Consider the following 15,547-nt stretch of genomic DNA (forward strand, 5'->3'; position numbering starts at 1 on the left):
GAACCCGGGCCGAACACAAGGTTCGCCCCTACGGGGCTCCGAAGGCGTTGGTTATCCACTGGATGTTTCCGGCATCGCCCTCGATGGCGACGACATCGAAGCGGCAGGGGCAATCCAGCTTGTGCTGTTGCAAATAATTATCCGCGGCGGCCAGCAGTTTGCGCTGCTTGCGGTGGTCCACCGTGGCTCCGGCGGAGCCGTAGCGACTGTTGCGGCGGTAGCGCACTTCCACGAACACCAGGGTGTCGCCGTCGCGGGCGATCAGGTCGATTTCGCCCCGGCGGCAGCGGTAGTTGCGCGCTTCCAGTTTGAGCCCGGCGCGTTGCAGGTGACGCGCCGCGGCCTCCTCCATCTGTGCACCCACATTGCCTGTGGCCGCGGGGCGGTCAAAAAGTTTCACTGTAGCCGCTGAGTTCCATCGGTTCGTCGCCGGGCGCCGGCTCGGATGCCGTGGTCACCGGCACCGGTGTGCCTTTTTCGATACGGGCCCATATCTGTTCGCGCACTATGCGGCCGTCCGCGGACAGGCTCAGTGCGCCGGTAAGTCCGTGTACCCGCTGCTGAGGGAACTGCCGCAGCATGGGCAGGCGGGGGAACAGGCGGAAGGCGTCGGCGCCCAGGGCGTAGAGACGCGCGAAAGCCGGGGCCGGGGCCGCCTGTTTCTCGATACTCTGCTTGGTGCGGTTGTCACTCTCGAACAGCCAGGGCAGGGCGGTGAAGCGCACGCCGTTGAGATCCCGGTCGCGGTTGGAGTTCACCTCGCCCGAGTACACCTGGGAGGTGGCGTATACCGGCAGGTCGCCGGCGTAGAAGAAGGTCAGCATGGGTTTGATCTGCCGGGCCTGCTGCGGCTGCGCGAGCACGAATATCATGTCCACGTCGCCACGCCGGCGCGGGGTAAACTTCAGCGGAGCCGCGAGCTTGCTGCGCAGGGCGCTCTCCCGCGCCTTGCTGTCGGGGACCAGCAGGGCATCGCTGATCAACTGGGAAAAGTTGCTGTTGTCGCGGTGGCTCCTGCTGATGCTGACTGTGCCGCCCAGGCGCTGCCACTCCTCGGTAAAGGCCTCGGCGCCGCGCTGGCCCCAGCCGGCATCGGAGGCCAGGATCATCGCCTGGCGGTGGCCCTGGCGATAGGCGTGCTGGGCCACCTGGCGGGCCTCGTCCTCGATGGCGAGACCGAACTGCACCAGGTCGTCGGTGAGGCGGCCGCTGTCGTCCCCTTCCCCGGCATAGTTCAGCGCCAGGGTGGGCACCGGCAGTTTCTCCGTCGCCAGCAGGTTGGCGACCTTGCGTTTGTCCAGGGGGCCCACAATCACCTGGGCGCCGTTGTCCACCGCACTTTGGTAGACCTCTTCAAACGGTTGCTGGGTGCCGGTGTCGTACACCTGGATATCGGGGGTGGGGGCACCGGAGTCGAGGGCCGTGTAGTAGGCGGCCATGAAGCCGTCGCGGATTGCGCGTCCGGCGCTTCCCAGAGATCCGGAAAGCGGCAACAGCAGGGCGATGCGATCGGCGCTTTGGGTGGCCAGTTGTTCGAGCAGTTGCAGCGCCTGGGGCGGCTGGCGGCTGGCACTGTGGAGGGGCCACTGCTGGCGCCAGCGGCTGAGGGCGGCGAGTTGGGAGCTGATATCGGTCTGGGTGTCGCGCCCGAGCAGGGCCAGCTGGTACCAGCCGCGCATGATGGAATCGGTGCTCTCCGCGGCGCGCAGTTGCAGTTCGCTGGAGGGCAACTGGGTCAGCAGTTGCCAGAAGCCGTCGTTGTTGGCGGCAACGTCCCGCTCATCGCGGGCCAGGGCGGCAATCTGCCGGCGCTCGGCGATGGCGCTGTCCAGGTCGCCGAGCAGGCCCCATAAATCGGCGCGCAGGCTGCGCAGGGGCAGGGCGGTTTCCGGCGGCAGCTGCAGCCAGGCATTTTCCAGGCGCGGTGCGGCGGCCAGGTCCAGGGCGCGGAAGAATTCGTCTTCGGCGGCCAGCAAACTGCCGTACACTTGCGCGTACTGGGCGTACTGTGTGTCGTTCAGCTGTTCCGCTTCGATGCCGGTTACCGCCTGCTTTGCGGTCGTGTTATCGCCCAGTTTGTATAGAATGGCCGCCGCCTGCAGGCGCTGGCGGTCGCGCTCCGGCGAAGGCAGACCCCGGGCGCTGTGCAGCAGCTGTACGGCGCTGCTGCGACTGGCGCTGTCGCCGGCCACTGGAATCTGTATACCCGGCCTCGGTGCCTGTGTCTGGCAGGCGGCCAGGGCCAGGGCCAGCAGGCCGGCAATAATCGGGGGCGTACGCCGGTAAAGGGAACGCCGGGACGGGGCGGACATATTTTTCTCCCGCAAAACTTAACTCTTGTTTGAACTATGGGGTCGTGAACTATGGGGCCGGATCAGGCGCTGCTTTATATCGTCGCTACGCCTATTGGTAATTTGGCCGATATGGTACCGCGAGCCGTCGAAGTTCTACAATGCGCCGATCTGGTTGCGGCGGAAGACACACGTCACAGTCGGAGACTTTTTTCCCACTTCAATATCGATACGCCGTTGGTCGCCTACCATGACCACTCGGACGACAGGCGTACCGGCCAGATTTTGCAGAGGCTGGAGCAGGGCCAGACAGTTGCGTTGATTTCCGATGCGGGCACGCCGCTGATTTCCGACCCGGGCTACCGCCTGGTGCGGGAGGCGCACGCGCGGGGTATTCGAGTGGTGCCGGTTCCCGGCCCCTGCGCCTTCGTCGCCGCGCTCAGCGCCGCCGGCCTGCCCAGCGACCGCTTCAGCTTTGAGGGGTTCCCACCGGCCAAAGCACAGGCCCGGTCGAAGCTGTTTGAGCAACTGGCCGGGGAGGAGCGCACCCTGGTGTTTTACGAGGCCCCCCACCGGGTGGCGGACACCCTGGAGGCGATGGCGGGAGCCTTTGGCAGCGAGCGCGAGGCGGTGATCGCGCGGGAGCTGAGCAAGACGTTCGAAACCATTCGCCTGGCCCCGCTGGCGGAACTGGCCGCCTGGGTGCGCGCGGACAGCGACCAGCAGCGCGGCGAAATCGTGCTGCTGGTGCGCGGCGCCGAGCGGCGCCAGGGCGAAGCGCTGGACAGCGAGGCCGAGCGGATAATGAAGCTGCTGCTCGCGGAGCTTCCACCCAAACGCGCCGCCGCTCTGGGTGCGGAAATCACCGGTGTGAACAAGAAGGTCCTGTATAACTGGAGTCTGGAGCAGAAGTCCCCGTAGGGGCGAACCCTATCTTATGTTTGCTCTTGATCGATAAAGCCACTTGGGCGAAGCCCCTACAACGTGCTGTCGTCGTTCCGGCGCAGGAACGTCATGCCGGACTTGATCCGGTACCGGAATCCAGATTGCCACTGGACTGGATACCGGCCTGCGCCGGTATGACGAATCAGTGAGAGCTTGATATCTACAACCCCCCATCGACGATTGAACCGAGTGGAGCCGAATCAAGGGCTGCGACAACGGCCGCCACCTCTGGCGGATAGCCGGGGCCGGCCAGCCCCCTCCCGATCCCCGGTTAACGACTAATCTCCCTAGAGGACCCGTTCCGGGCAGCGCAACCAGTCAATGCGGGAGCTGGCATGACGACTCATGTCTTTGTCATCGGCCTGGATGAATTCCATCTCCGGCAGCTGCAGACCATTCGCAATGCCGACGCCTATGCTTTCCACGGCCTTTTGCCCTATGACATGGTGGTAAACCCCGAGACCTATCCCATCGAGGACATGATCGAGAAGGGAAGGCGGGAACTCGCCGGCGCCGGCGTGCCGGTGGATGCCATCATTGGTCACTGGGACTTTCCCACCACGGCACTTCTGGCCGTCTTCCGCCGGGATCACGGGCTTCCCGGGGCCAGCCTCGCCGCCACCCTGATCGCCGATCACAAGTACTGGAGCCGGCTTCGGCAGCGCGAGGTGATCCCCGGGCACATTCCTGAATTCCAGAGCCTGGACCCCTTCGACCCGGATGCGGAGGATCGGATCGAGCTGGATTTCCCCTTTTGGATCAAGCCGGTGATCGGATTCTCCTCCCAGATGGTCTATCGGGTGGCGGATTCCCGGGAGCTGCGCCAGGCCTTGTCGGGAATCCGGGAGGGGATCGGCCGCTTTGGCGATCCCTTCGCTCGCCTGATGGAGCGGGCCCGTCTCCCGGCCGACATTCCCCGGGAAATCGATGCCAACCACTGCGTGCTGGAAAAGCCCATCGACGGCTGGCAGTGCACCCTCGAGGGATATATCCAGCATGGCAAGGTGGTGGTCTACGGCACGGTGGACTCCATTCGCGAAGGGGCGTTGCGCTCCTCCTTCGCCCGCTACGAATTTCCCTCCCAACTGCCGCGGGAGGTCAGGGAGCGGATGGTGGCCGTCACCGAGCGGGCCGTGCCTGCCCTGGACCTGGACGACACCCCCTTCAACGTAGAGTTCTACTGGGATCGGGAGAGCGATCGGGTCCGGCTGCTGGAGGTCAATACCCGGATATCCAAGTCCCATTCCCCCCTGTTCGCCGACGTGGCCGGAGCCTCCCATCACGAGGTGGCGGTGGAGGTCGCGCTGGGGCGCCGGCCGGATTTTCCCCGTTGGGAGGGCGAACACAGCGTCGCCACAAAATTCATGCTGCGCCGATTCGAGGACGGGATCGTCACCCGGGTTCCCACCGCGGCCGAACTCAGTGCGTTGGAGTCGGAATTCCCCGGCGCAAGGATCCAGGTCGAAGTGAAGGAAGGGGATCGTCTGTCTGAACTCCGCGGCCAGGAGGTCTATAGCTACGAGGTAGCCGTGATCTTCATGGGCGGTCGGGACCATCGCGAACTCCAGGCCTACTACAGCGAACTGGTAAAGAGGCTGCCCCTGGAGTTCCAGTCTCTGCCCGGCGAGAGGCGGGCTCAGGCCGGATGACGACAGACGTCTTTGAAGGAGCCGAACCTTGAAGATCATCGATCCCCTGCCGCGACCGATCCGCGATATCGAGCACGCCTCGATTCCGATGAGCGACGGAACCCGGCTGGCGGCGCGGATCTGGATGCCGGAGAACGCCGAAGCCGATCCAGTTCCCGCCATCCTGGAGTACATTCCCTACCGCCGGAGGGACAACACCCGGGCCCGGGACGACATCATGCACCCGTGGTTTGCTGCCCACGGCTACGCCTGCGTTCGGGTGGACATCCGCGGAAGCGGGGATTCGGAAGGCGTGTTGGAGGATGAGTATCTGCAACAGGAACTCGACGACGGGGTGGAGATCCTCCGCTGGATCGCCCGACAGCCCTGGTGTGACGGTAAGGTGGGCATGATCGGGATCTCCTGGGGCGGCTTCAACGGACTGCAGATCGCCGCCCTCAGGCCCCCGGAACTCAAGGCCGTGGTGAGTGTGGCCTCCACCGACGACCGCTACGCGGACGACGGTGCGCCACGAAGGCGCACTGGAGGATGTGAATCCTCCGTGCAGCCGTGCTGCACAAGAGATGAGGGCGGGCCCCTCGGAGCCGCCGTGCAGGCGGAGGCTTCAAACCACCTACTGCTGCTGCACTTAAAAGGTGTGGTAGTGAGCGAGTATGGAAAAGGCCGGTCAAGAACCGGTCAGGTAAGGGCCGTGAAGTCGAACGCAAGTGAACCGCTGATGACGTGTCGAAAGCGTAGGGACGACGTCAAAACCGGGGGGAAGTCGTTAACCCGGGATAAGTCTGGGAGAAACCTGTCTACTGCCCAGGCGGCGTCCGGCATAAAGGCGGCGAGAACACGGCTCAGGCTCTTGTGTGGAACGTGGGAACCTGTCACCCCGATGCTAAGGGAGCGATGCAAGTGGAAGCCCCACGAGTATCTGAGTACCAATGCGGGGTACAGGGGCGGAGCAACCTGTAGTAGTGAGGAAGGCTCTGTAATGGAGCTGGAGCGAAGGGGTTGCCCTATCCAGCCTGAGACAAGAGTGCAACCAGCAATGGGAGGACACTCTTGAATCAGGCGAAGTCATTTCCTATCACTAAACGTCAGGTGTGGGAAGCCTACAAACGAGTCAAGGCCAATAAGGGCGGGGAAGGCGTAGACGGTCAGACCCTGGAGATGTTTGAAGAGAAGCTGGAAGGCAATCTCTATAAACTCTGGAATCGACTGGCGTCTGGTAGCTACATACCCCCACCGGTCAAACGCGTGGAGATTCCCAAGGCGGACGGTGGTGTTCGTCCACTGGGAATTCCAACGGTTGCGGACCGGGTTGCCCAAATGGTAGTCAAACAAGCCCTGGAGCCGGACCTGGAACGTCATTTTCATCCGGACTCCTACGGCTATCGGCCGGGCAAGTCAGCCCGTCAGGCGATTGGACAGGCGCGCAAGCGCTGCTGGCGCAACGACTGGGTCGTTGATCTGGATATCAGGGGTTTCTTCGATAACATCGATCATGAACTCTTGATGCGAGCGGTGCGCCACCACACCCAAGACAAATGGGTGCTGCTCTACATCGAGCGATGGCTGACAGCCCCGGTGCAACTGAATGGTGGGGCATTACAGGAGAGGACCAAGGGCACCCCGCAAGGGGGTGTGGTCAGTCCTCTGCTGGCGAACCTGTTCTTGCACCATACCTTCGATGCGTGGATGCAAAGGCACTATCCGAGCATTCCCTTCGAGCGGTACGCCGATGATAGTGTTTGTCACTGCCGCACACGGAAGCAGGCCGAACATCTGAAAAATGCGCTGGAACAGCGCTTTGCAGATTGTGGACTGGAACTTCATCCGGAGAAGACCAAGATTGTCTACTGCAAAGACGACGATCGACGTCTGGACTATCCCGCCACCAGTTTCGATTTTCTGGGTTACACCTTTCGCCCGAGAAGATCGAAAAATCGGAAGGGAAAGTTCTTCATCAACTTCAGTCCGGCGATCAGCAACAAAGCGGCGAAAGCAATCCGGCAGGAAGTACGCAGCTGGAAACTGCATCTGCGCAGCGACAAGTCACTGGAAGACTTGGCAAGGATGTTCAACGCGGTGATCCGCGGCTGGATCAATTACTACAGCGCATTTTACAAGTCAGCGCTGTATACAACCCTCCGGCGGATTGACCGTAGGCTCGTAATTTGGGCAACTCGCAAGTTCAAAAGACTGCGGGGCCACAGGAGGCGAGCAACCCACTGGTTGGAGCGTATTGCGCGCAGACAGCCGGGGTTGTTTGCCCATTGGCGTTTATTACATGGACAGGCTGGGTAGGAGGAGCCGGATGAGCGGAGACGTTCACGTCCGGTTCTGTGAGCGCCTCGGGGGGAGGGTCCCCGGGGCGACTCGACTCCACCATATGGGCGGTTGCCTGTTGGGGGACAACCTCTCCTGGGCCTCCACCATGTTCGCCTTCAACTCTCTGCCGCCGGATCCGCAGATCGTGGGGGAGCGATGGCGGGAACTGTGGTTTCAGCGACTCCGGGGCAGCGGTTTCTGGCTGGAGAAGTGGCTGCGCCACCAGCGAAGGGACGAATACTGGAAGCACGGCTCGGTCTGCGAGGAGTGGAGTGCCATCCAGTGTCCGGTAATGGCCGTCTCCGGCTGGGCGGACGGCTACACCAACGCGGTATTCCGGCTGCTGGCCAAGCTGCAGGTGCCCCGCCTGGGCCTGGTGGGGCCCTGGAGCCATAAGTATCCCCACCAGGGAATCCCCGGGCCCGCCATCGGGTTCCTTCAGGAATGCCTGCGTTGGTGGGATCACTGGTTAAAGGGGAAGGAGACCGGAATCATGGAGGAGCCCATGCTCCGGGTCTGGATGCAGGATCACGAGCCCCCCACCACCTTCTATGAGGAGCGCCCCGGCCGCTGGGTTGGAGAACCCGAGTGGCCCTCGCCGAACACCCGGGAGTGCCCCCTGACTCTGGCCAGCCCCGGGACCCTGGAATGGCCCGGGGCGGAAGTGGCAGAGAAAATAATGACCATACAGTCTCCCCTTTCGGTGGGGCTATTCGCCGGCAAATGGTGCTCCTATGCCGCTACCCCGGACCTGCCCCACGACCAGCGCGAAGAGGATGGCGGCGCATTGGTCTTCGATTCCGCTCAACTGGGGGAATCCCTGGAGATCCTGGGGGCCGCCCGGCTGGAGTTGGAGCTCGCCGCCGACCGGCCGGTGGCGATGCTGGCCGTCCGCCTGTCCGACGTGGCCCCCGATGACAAGGCGACCCGGGTGACCTACGGGCTGCTCAATCTCACCCACCGCGAAGGGTCGGAGGCGCCCCGGCCCCTGGAGCCGGGCAGGCGCTACCGCATCCGGATGGAGCTCAACAACATCGGCCACTCCTTCCCCTCGGGCAACCGTCTGCGGCTGTCGATCTCCACCTCCTACTTTCCCTTGGCCTGGCCGGCCCCGGAGCCGGCTCGGCTGACCATCTTTACCGGAGTCAGTCGCCTGGTGCTGCCCGAGCGCCCCCGCCGGGATGCCGAGGATCAGGCCATCGCCTTTCCCCCGCCGGAAGGTGCCCGGCCCCTGGCCACCCGGAGGGTCCAGGCGGGCCAGCACAAGTGGCGTGTGATCCGGGATCTGGAAACCGACATCTCCACCCTGGAGGTGATCAACGATGACGGCGTCGTTCACATCGAATCGGTGGACCTGGAGATGCAGCGAAAGGCCCTGGAGTGGTACAGCTACCGGGGATACGACTACACCTCCCCGCGGGGGGAGACGCTTTGGGAGTGGGGTTACCGGCGGGGAGACTGGGAAATCCGCACGGTAACCCACACGGTGCTCGATTCCACCCCATCCCATTTCTGCATTCACGCCGCCTTGGACGCCTACGAGGGAAAGAAACGGGTCTATTCCGACAACTGGGACGTAAAAATACCCCGCGATCTGGTCTGAAAAGTAAAAGTATTCGAAGGCAATTGGAAATTGGCAGGCATCAACTGTAGGAGCGGCCCATGGCCGCGATCGATCTCGCTAATAGAACGCGCAACCGCCCGATTGCTATGGTGCCTGCTCCGGGCTCTGGACTCTGTAGCCAGTTCAGTGGCGGCCCTGCTGCCGGGGGCTGTTTGCCAGACACGGGCTAGGCGCCCCCCCGTAAATACATCCCTGTACGCTCTACACGGCCGTCCCTGGCCGCGTAAGGTCCAGCAAACAGCCCCCGGCATCAGGGCCTTCGATTCAAACTCCGCGATACTTTTGGAGTCCCGAGTCCCGAGTCCCGAGTCCCGAGTCCCGAGTCCCGAGTCCCGATATCCCTTGCATCCCCCCTCCCGCCACATTACCCTTCGCCGCGAGCTGGCCGGACAATCGCTGTCGCTCTGCTTTCGGGTGGGGCGGTGGAGGAAAGTCCGGGCTCCATAGGGTGGGACGCCAGGTAACGCCTGGGAGGCGCGAGCCTACGGAAAGTGCAGCAGAAAGGTAGACCGCCGATGGCCCGCGAAAGCGGGCACAGGTAAGGGTGAAACGGTGCGGTAAGAGCGCACCGCGCAGCTGGCAACAGTCTGTGGCGATGGTAAACCCCGTCCGGAGCAAGACCAAATAGGCCCCCTACAGGTGTGACCCGCACTGGGGGCGGGTAGGTCGCTTGAGGTGTGTGGCGACACACATCCCAGATGAATGATTGTCCTCGACAGAACCCGGCTTACAGGCCAGCTCGACAATTTCAGCTTCCCCTCCGCGAGTCAGTCGCGGAGGGGAACCCTTTTCGCTCTTTACCCCCTTTGTTTTATCTCCCACCTTCCGGAAAGACTGAAATTTTTCTTTTCTTACCCCTGCGACCCAACTGTTGATCGGAGTCTCTGCGGACCATAGAATGATATGATGCATCATAACTAAGACTTGATTATGAAAACAAAACCGAAGCTGCCTTCCCGACATCCGATCTTCGCAGGCGTCATTTTTCTATTGGGAAGCCCTTCCCTCCTGGCTGGTGATTATTCCCAGCAGGAATTGGAAGAGGTGGTAGTGGTCTCCCAGAAGCAGCCCTACCGCGGCGATACTCCGCTGGAATCCCTGCCGCAGGCGATACAGGTTCTCTCCGGTGATTCGCTCGCCGAAATGGGCGTTGTGGAGTTTCAGGGCGCGCTGGATTTCGCCAGCGGCGTGGCGCGCCAGAATAATTTTGGCGGGCTCTGGGACAGCTTCGCCGTCCGCGGCTTTGCCGGTGACGAAAATGTACCCTCCGGATACCTGATCAATGGCTTCAATGCCGGCCGGGGCTTTAGCGGCCTCCGGGATATCTCCAATATTGATCGCATCGAGGTGATGAAAGGACCCGGTTCCGCGCTGTATGGGCGCAGCGAACCGGGCGGAACCATCAACCTGGTCACAAAGAAGCCTCAGTTTGAAACCGATGGCTATGTCCAGGTCTCGGCCGGGCGCTACGACTCCTATCGGTTGGAAGGGGACTACACCGGGGCGCTGACGGACAGTATCGCCTTTCGGGTCAACGGCGCCTACGACGAAGCCCAGGGCTACAGGAATACCGAGCCGCAGAAGTACGCGTTGAATCCCTCGCTGCTGTTCAACCTCTCCGACGGCACATCCCTGTCGTACGAACTGGAACTGGTGGAGCAGGAGGCCCTGTTCGACCGCGGCATAGTCGCCATCGACGGCGACCCGGATGTGCTGCCGGTGAGCCGGTTTCTCGGCGACCCGCAGAACGGGCCCATGGAAATAGAGGCAACCGGCCACCAAGTGGTGTTGCAGCACCAGTTGGACAGCGGCTGGTTGCTGCTGGCGGGGCCTGGTTACCGGGAGTCTTCCTTCGAGGGGTACTCCGCCGACGCCGAACTCTCCGCCGGACGGCAGTTGCTGCTGGAGGACGGCAGGACATTGACCCGGCAGCGCCGCTACCGGGATTACGACGCGGAGGACCTGTCCGGCCGCGTGGAACTGACCGGCTCCTTTGACACTGGCGGTTTCACCCACCACCTGCTGGTGGGGGTGGATGCCTACGAGTTCGAGCTGGGCACCGTCCAGCACCGCTGGCGGGTGGGCTTCGCCTCCATGGACCCGACTTATTCCATCGATATCTTCGATCCGGTCTATGGCGGCGAGCAGCCGGTGCCGACGCCGCAGGTCGACAAGTTCGAAGAGCAGAGCGCCCAGGGTGTTTATGTTCAGGACCAGATCGACCTGGGGGAGCAGTGGAAGATGCTGCTGGGGGTGCGCTACGACGATTTCGACCAGCAGATCACCAACCGCCTGGCGGGCACCCGCAGCTCAGAATCCCAGACCGCCACCAGCCCGCGCGCCGGGCTGGTGTACGAGGCGACGCCCAACCTGTCGCTCTACGCCAGCTACGCGGAGGGCTTCAGGCCGAATACCGGCTCCGATTTCTCCGGGGAGGCGTTCGATCCGGAGGAAAGCAAGTCCTATGAAGCCGGTATCAAAATGTCCACGGAGGACGGCCGCCTGGCGGGAACCCTGGCGGTGTTCAGGGCGGAGAAATCCAATGTGCTCACCGCGGACTTGGTCAACGGCGGCTCCGCCGCATTGGGCGAGGCGGAGAGCCGCGGTGTGGAATTCGACCTGTCCGGGGAAGTCGCCGAAAACCTGCGCCTGCAATTCACCTACGCCTATGTGGACGCCGAGACCGGCAGGGACGTAACTGATCGCGACTGGATTGTAGACATACCCGCAGGCAGCCGCCTGATCAATATTCCCGAGCACAGCGGCAGCCTGTCGCTCGCGCGGGATTTTGAAATCGGCGGCGCTCCGGCAATGCTGGGACTGGGGGTCAACTATGTGGGCGAGCGGCTGGGGGAAACCATCGACCCCGACTATATTCTGCCGGAGTACACCCTGGTGAACCTGTTCGCCTCCTATTCGCCGGTCGGCAAGCTGAAATTTTTTGCGAATATCGACAACCTTCTGAACGAGCGGTACTACAGCAGTTCCTATCACAAATGGTGGACCATGCCCGGCGCCCCGCTTACTTATACCCTGGGCATGCGTTACAGTCTGTAATGCGATAGGGAGCGTCAATTCTATGAACAGCACATCTACGACAGTGCCAGCTTTTACTTCAGCCACCGCGGTTTCGGAGGAAACTGCCACCAGGTCGCGTATCGCGTCGATCGATATTATGCGTGGGTTGGTGATCCTGCTGATGCTGGTCGACCACGTGCGGGAAAGGCTCTACCTGCATATGCAGGTTTCCGATCCGATGGATGTGAGCAGCACCTCGCCCGGCCTTTTTTTTACCCGCTGGTCGGCCCACTTCTGCGCGCCCACTTTTATATTTCTGGCCGGACTGTCCGCCTGGCTGTACGCCCATCCGGCGAGAGGAGGGTTCCGCTCGCCGAGCGCTTTTCTGTTCAAGCGCGGAATTTTTCTATTGTTCCTCGAGGTGGCGCTGATCAATTTTTCCTGGCTTGGCAGCTATCAAACCCTGTGGCTGCAGGTTATCTGGGCCATTGGCCTGAGCATGATCGCGCTCTCCCTGCTGGTAAAACTGCGCTACTGGATAATCGGCGCGCTGGGTTTCCTGATCGTTTTCGGCCACAACCTGTTGACCCCGATCAGTTTTTCTCCCGGCGAATTCGGCTACAGCCTCTGGACCATACTCCACGATCGCGGCTTCCTGCTGGACAGCGAAACCCTGCGCATCAAGATCAGCTATCCGGTGCTGCCCTGGATTGGCGTCATTCTGCTGGGATATTTTGCCGGTCCACTCTACGCGCGTGCAGTGGAGTCTGTGCACCGTCGGAAAATGCTGCTGGCATTGGGACTTGGCTGTCTGGCGCTGTTGCTGGTGCTGCGCGGTTTTAATCTCTATGGCGAAACGCTTCCCTGGGTTGAGGGGCAGACTGCGCTGCAGACATTGATGTCCTTTGTCAATTTCACCAAATACCCGCCGTCGCTGTCGTTCCTGTTGATGACGCTGGGCGCGATGTTTTTGCTGCTGGCGTGGTTCGAAAACCGCAGCGGCAGAATGCCCGATATATTGGAGACCTTCGGTTCCGTGCCGATGTTTTTCTACATCCTGCACCTCTACGTCCTGCTGGTCGGCTACGAGATCCTGCTGGCGATTTTCGGCCCCAACCATGGCGAAGGCTTCGGTGTCGACCACCTCTGGTGGATCTGGCTGATCGCGGGACTGCTGTCGGCGCTGCTCTATTTCCCCACTCGGGCCTTCGCCCGGTTCAAGCACGGCACCAACCGCGCCTGGGCCAAATACCTCTGACGGGTGCGGCCGCGCCCCGTTTGGGGCAGCGGTCAGCTTCCGGAGTCTGTCCATCAATCTTGCACCATAGTTGACCGGCGGGCGGTTCCTTCCCCTCCGTTCCGCTGCCGAAATGAACCTGGCGGGAAAAGCATTCCCGCCCGCGCCCTTTCCCCTGGTCGTTGAATTTCCCGCCACTCGGTCAATACTCTGTTAGTGTTTGCTAACAGATGCGGATTCAATCCCATCGAGGCCGAAGTTAAAGTAATATCTCATCTTGAATAAGTAAGTGCTTGCTTCACGGCGCAATTGCGGTGCCGAAAACCCTCTGCCAACTCACCGGTTACCCCCTGCAGGCCGCGAAATTACTGGGATTTCGCGGCATTTTGCCGTTGATTTCCTTGACTTTGCGCAGACCAGATTTATAGTGTCGCAAGTGGAAAAAAGTGGAAATTTGTGGAGTTTGGTGGTTTATTTGAGTTTGTAAGTGGGTATTCACCAGTATGTGGATGAAAAACGCGCAAACCCACGACCACACAACAATGCACCCACGGGTATTTGAACAGCAGGCTTGGACAAAAAGTGTATCTGGGCAGCCACGCAATCAATATGGACGCCAAAGGGCGTCTGGCCATTCCGGCGCGGGTCCGCGACTCGCTGCTGGAAGATTGTGCCGGCCGCCTGGTGGTCACCGCCCATACCGAAGAGCGCTGCCTGCTGGTGTACCCGGAGCCCCAGTGGCAGGAGATCCTGCCCAAAATCGAGGCCCTGTCCAGCTTCAACAAAGTGGCGCGCCGCGCCCAGCGATTGCTGATCGGCTACGCCTGCGAGCTGCAGGTGGACGGCAATGGCCGCGTACTGATTCCGCCGACCCTGCGCGAATACGCCGGCCTGGAAAAGAAACTGATGCTGGTGGGGCAGGGCAAGAAACTGGAGCTGTGGAGCGAGGACCGCTGGATGGACTGGCTCGACAGCAGTGAGGGAGAGGGCGAGATGCCGGAAGAGATGGCGTCGCTCTCTTTGTGAGGTTGTGGACTCGAGACTCGGAACCCGAAACGAGTAGGCAAGCGTGATGCGAAGGCCCTGATGCCGGGGGCTGTTTGCGGGACCTTCTGCGGCCATGGATGGCCGTGGAGAGCGTACAGGGACGTATTTAAGGGGGGCGCCTAGCCCGTGTCCCGCAAACAGCCCCCGGTAGCAGGGCTGCCCGGAAGCCCGATATATATAGATAGGAGAAAAGCTGTTTGTCGCAAGAACTGCACCGCAGCGTGCTATTGCGCGAAGCCGTGGACGCCCTGGTCACCGACCCGGGCGGCTTTTATATAGACGGCACTTTCGGTCGCGGCGGACACAGCGCGGCGATCCTGCAGCGGCTGAACAGCGAGGGGCGCCTGCTGGGTATCGACAAGGACCCCCAGGCGGTGGCCTACGCCGGCGAACGCTTTGCCGATGACAGGCGCTTCACCATCTGGCACGGCTCCTTCGCCACAATGGACGAGGCGGCCGAAGAACATCGCGGAGAAGTCAGCGGCATCCTGCTCGACCTGGGCGTGTCCTCACCCCAGCTGGACCAGGCCGAGCGGGGCTTCAGCTTTATGCAGGACGGCCCGCTGGATATGCGCATGGACACCAGCCGCGGCATCAGCGCCGCGGAATGGGTCAACAGCGAGTCGGAAGCCGAATTGGCGCGGGTCTTCAGGGAATACGGCGAAGAGCGCTTCGCCCGGCGGATGGCCGCAGCCATAGTGCGGCGCCGGGCAGAAAAGCCCTTCCGGCGCACCCTGGACCTGGCGGAAGTGGTCAAGGCAGCCAACCCCGCCTGGGAAAAAGGCAAGCACCCGGCGACGCGGGTGTTCCAGGCGATCCGTATCCATATCAATGGAGAGCTGGAAGACCTGGAGCAGGCGCTGGAAAAATCCCTGCAACTGCTCGCCCCCGGCGGGCGGCTGGTAGTGATCAGCTTCCACTCGCTGGAAGACCGGCTGGTAAAGCGCTTTATCCGCGACCAGGAGCGCGGGCCGAAACTGCCCCGCGGCCTGCCGGTGATGGACAAGCAGATCGCAAGGAAACTGCGCTCCATGGGCAAAGCGGTCCGCGCCGAAGCCGGTGAAGTGGATGAAAACCTGCGCTCGCGCAGTGCGGTAATGCGGGTGGCCGAAAGATTGGGTGGAGAGAAACTGCCGTGAGCGGGAAGAGGATACTGGTGGTGGCCGCGCTATGGCTGGCCGCCATCACCTCCTCGCTGGCGGTGGTTTACAGCACCCACCGCAGCCGCGCACTCACTGCGGAGCTGGTGGAAGCGCAGCACACCCGCGATGAGCTGCGCTACGAACAGGAGCGCCTGCTGCTGGAGCGCGGCGCCTGGTCCGCCTACAACCGTATCGAACAGGTGGCGCGGGAAAAACTGAATATGCACGTGCCGGCTCCCGAGGAGCGGGTATTGATTAAAAAGGCCGAGGACTAG

Annotated in this window: 12 protein-coding genes and 1 other RNA gene; 11 read left to right on the forward strand and 2 right to left on the reverse strand. The window is 62.1% G+C overall.

Annotation, left to right across the window (positions count from 1 at the left end; translation table 11 throughout):
* Positions 1 to 28: 28 nt before the first annotated feature.
* The gene (locus tag PP263_RS01180; RefSeq protein WP_374693685.1) at positions 29 to 400 is read right to left on the reverse strand and encodes a YraN family protein; all 372 of its coding nucleotides are present in this window, start codon (positions 398 to 400) and stop codon (positions 29 to 31) included.
* Positions 387 to 2,312 (reverse strand): penicillin-binding protein activator, encoded by a 1,926-nt coding sequence (locus PP263_RS01185; protein ID WP_308366554.1) that lies wholly within the window; start codon positions 2,310 to 2,312, stop codon positions 387 to 389. Before PP263_RS01185 ends, PP263_RS01180 begins: the two co-directional genes overlap by 14 nt.
* A gap of 51 nt (positions 2,313 to 2,363) precedes the next feature.
* Between PP263_RS01185 and rsmI the strand changes: the two genes are divergently transcribed.
* The 11 genes from rsmI to ftsL all read left to right on the forward strand — a co-directional run bounded on the left by rsmI (position 2,364) and on the right by ftsL (position 15,547).
* On the forward strand, positions 2,364 to 3,212 hold the full coding sequence (rsmI, locus tag PP263_RS01190; RefSeq protein WP_308366555.1) for a 16S rRNA (cytidine(1402)-2'-O)-methyltransferase: 849 nt from the start codon (positions 2,364 to 2,366) through the stop codon (positions 3,210 to 3,212).
* 359 nt (positions 3,213 to 3,571) lie between these two features.
* Positions 3,572 to 4,885 (forward strand): ATP-grasp domain-containing protein, encoded by a 1,314-nt coding sequence (locus PP263_RS01195; RefSeq protein ID WP_308366556.1) that lies wholly within the window; start codon positions 3,572 to 3,574, stop codon positions 4,883 to 4,885.
* 28 nt (positions 4,886 to 4,913) lie between these two features.
* Positions 4,914 to 5,939 (forward strand): CocE/NonD family hydrolase, encoded by a 1,026-nt coding sequence (locus tag PP263_RS01200; RefSeq protein ID WP_308366560.1) that lies wholly within the window; start codon positions 4,914 to 4,916, stop codon positions 5,937 to 5,939.
* Positions 5,940 to 5,974: 35 nt separating this feature from the next.
* On the forward strand, positions 5,975 to 7,180 hold the full coding sequence (gene ltrA / locus PP263_RS01205) for a group II intron reverse transcriptase/maturase (RefSeq protein WP_308364412.1): 1,206 nt from the start codon (positions 5,975 to 5,977) through the stop codon (positions 7,178 to 7,180).
* 10 nt (positions 7,181 to 7,190) lie between these two features.
* Positions 7,191 to 8,807, forward strand: coding sequence for a CocE/NonD family hydrolase (locus PP263_RS01210; protein ID WP_308366561.1), 1,617 nt, complete (start codon positions 7,191 to 7,193; stop codon positions 8,805 to 8,807).
* Between the two features lie 398 nt (positions 8,808 to 9,205).
* An RNA gene (gene rnpB, locus PP263_RS01215) (RNase P RNA component class A) lies at positions 9,206 to 9,574 on the forward strand.
* 184 nt (positions 9,575 to 9,758) lie between these two features.
* The gene (locus PP263_RS01220) at positions 9,759 to 11,885 is read left to right on the forward strand and encodes a TonB-dependent siderophore receptor (protein WP_308366562.1); all 2,127 of its coding nucleotides are present in this window, start codon (positions 9,759 to 9,761) and stop codon (positions 11,883 to 11,885) included.
* A 22-nt stretch (positions 11,886 to 11,907) separates the two neighbouring features.
* Positions 11,908 to 13,104 carry a heparan-alpha-glucosaminide N-acetyltransferase domain-containing protein gene (locus PP263_RS01225; protein ID WP_308366563.1) on the forward strand — a complete coding sequence of 399 codons (1,197 nt, stop codon included), beginning with the start codon at positions 11,908 to 11,910 and terminating at the stop codon, positions 13,102 to 13,104.
* Positions 13,105 to 13,665: 561 nt separating this feature from the next.
* Positions 13,666 to 14,109 (forward strand): division/cell wall cluster transcriptional repressor MraZ, encoded by a 444-nt coding sequence (mraZ, locus tag PP263_RS01230; RefSeq protein WP_183455753.1) that lies wholly within the window; start codon positions 13,666 to 13,668, stop codon positions 14,107 to 14,109.
* A gap of 218 nt (positions 14,110 to 14,327) precedes the next feature.
* Positions 14,328 to 15,269, forward strand: a complete 942-nt coding sequence (gene rsmH / locus PP263_RS01235) for a 16S rRNA (cytosine(1402)-N(4))-methyltransferase RsmH (RefSeq protein ID WP_308366564.1) — start codon at positions 14,328 to 14,330, stop codon at positions 15,267 to 15,269.
* A complete protein-coding gene (ftsL, locus tag PP263_RS01240; RefSeq protein WP_308366565.1) occupies positions 15,266 to 15,547 on the forward strand; it encodes a cell division protein FtsL in 282 nt (93 codons plus the stop codon). Before rsmH ends, ftsL begins: the two co-directional genes overlap by 4 nt.

Source organism: Microbulbifer sp. TB1203 (assembly GCF_030997045.1).
Lineage (GTDB): Bacteria > Pseudomonadota > Gammaproteobacteria > Pseudomonadales > Cellvibrionaceae > Microbulbifer.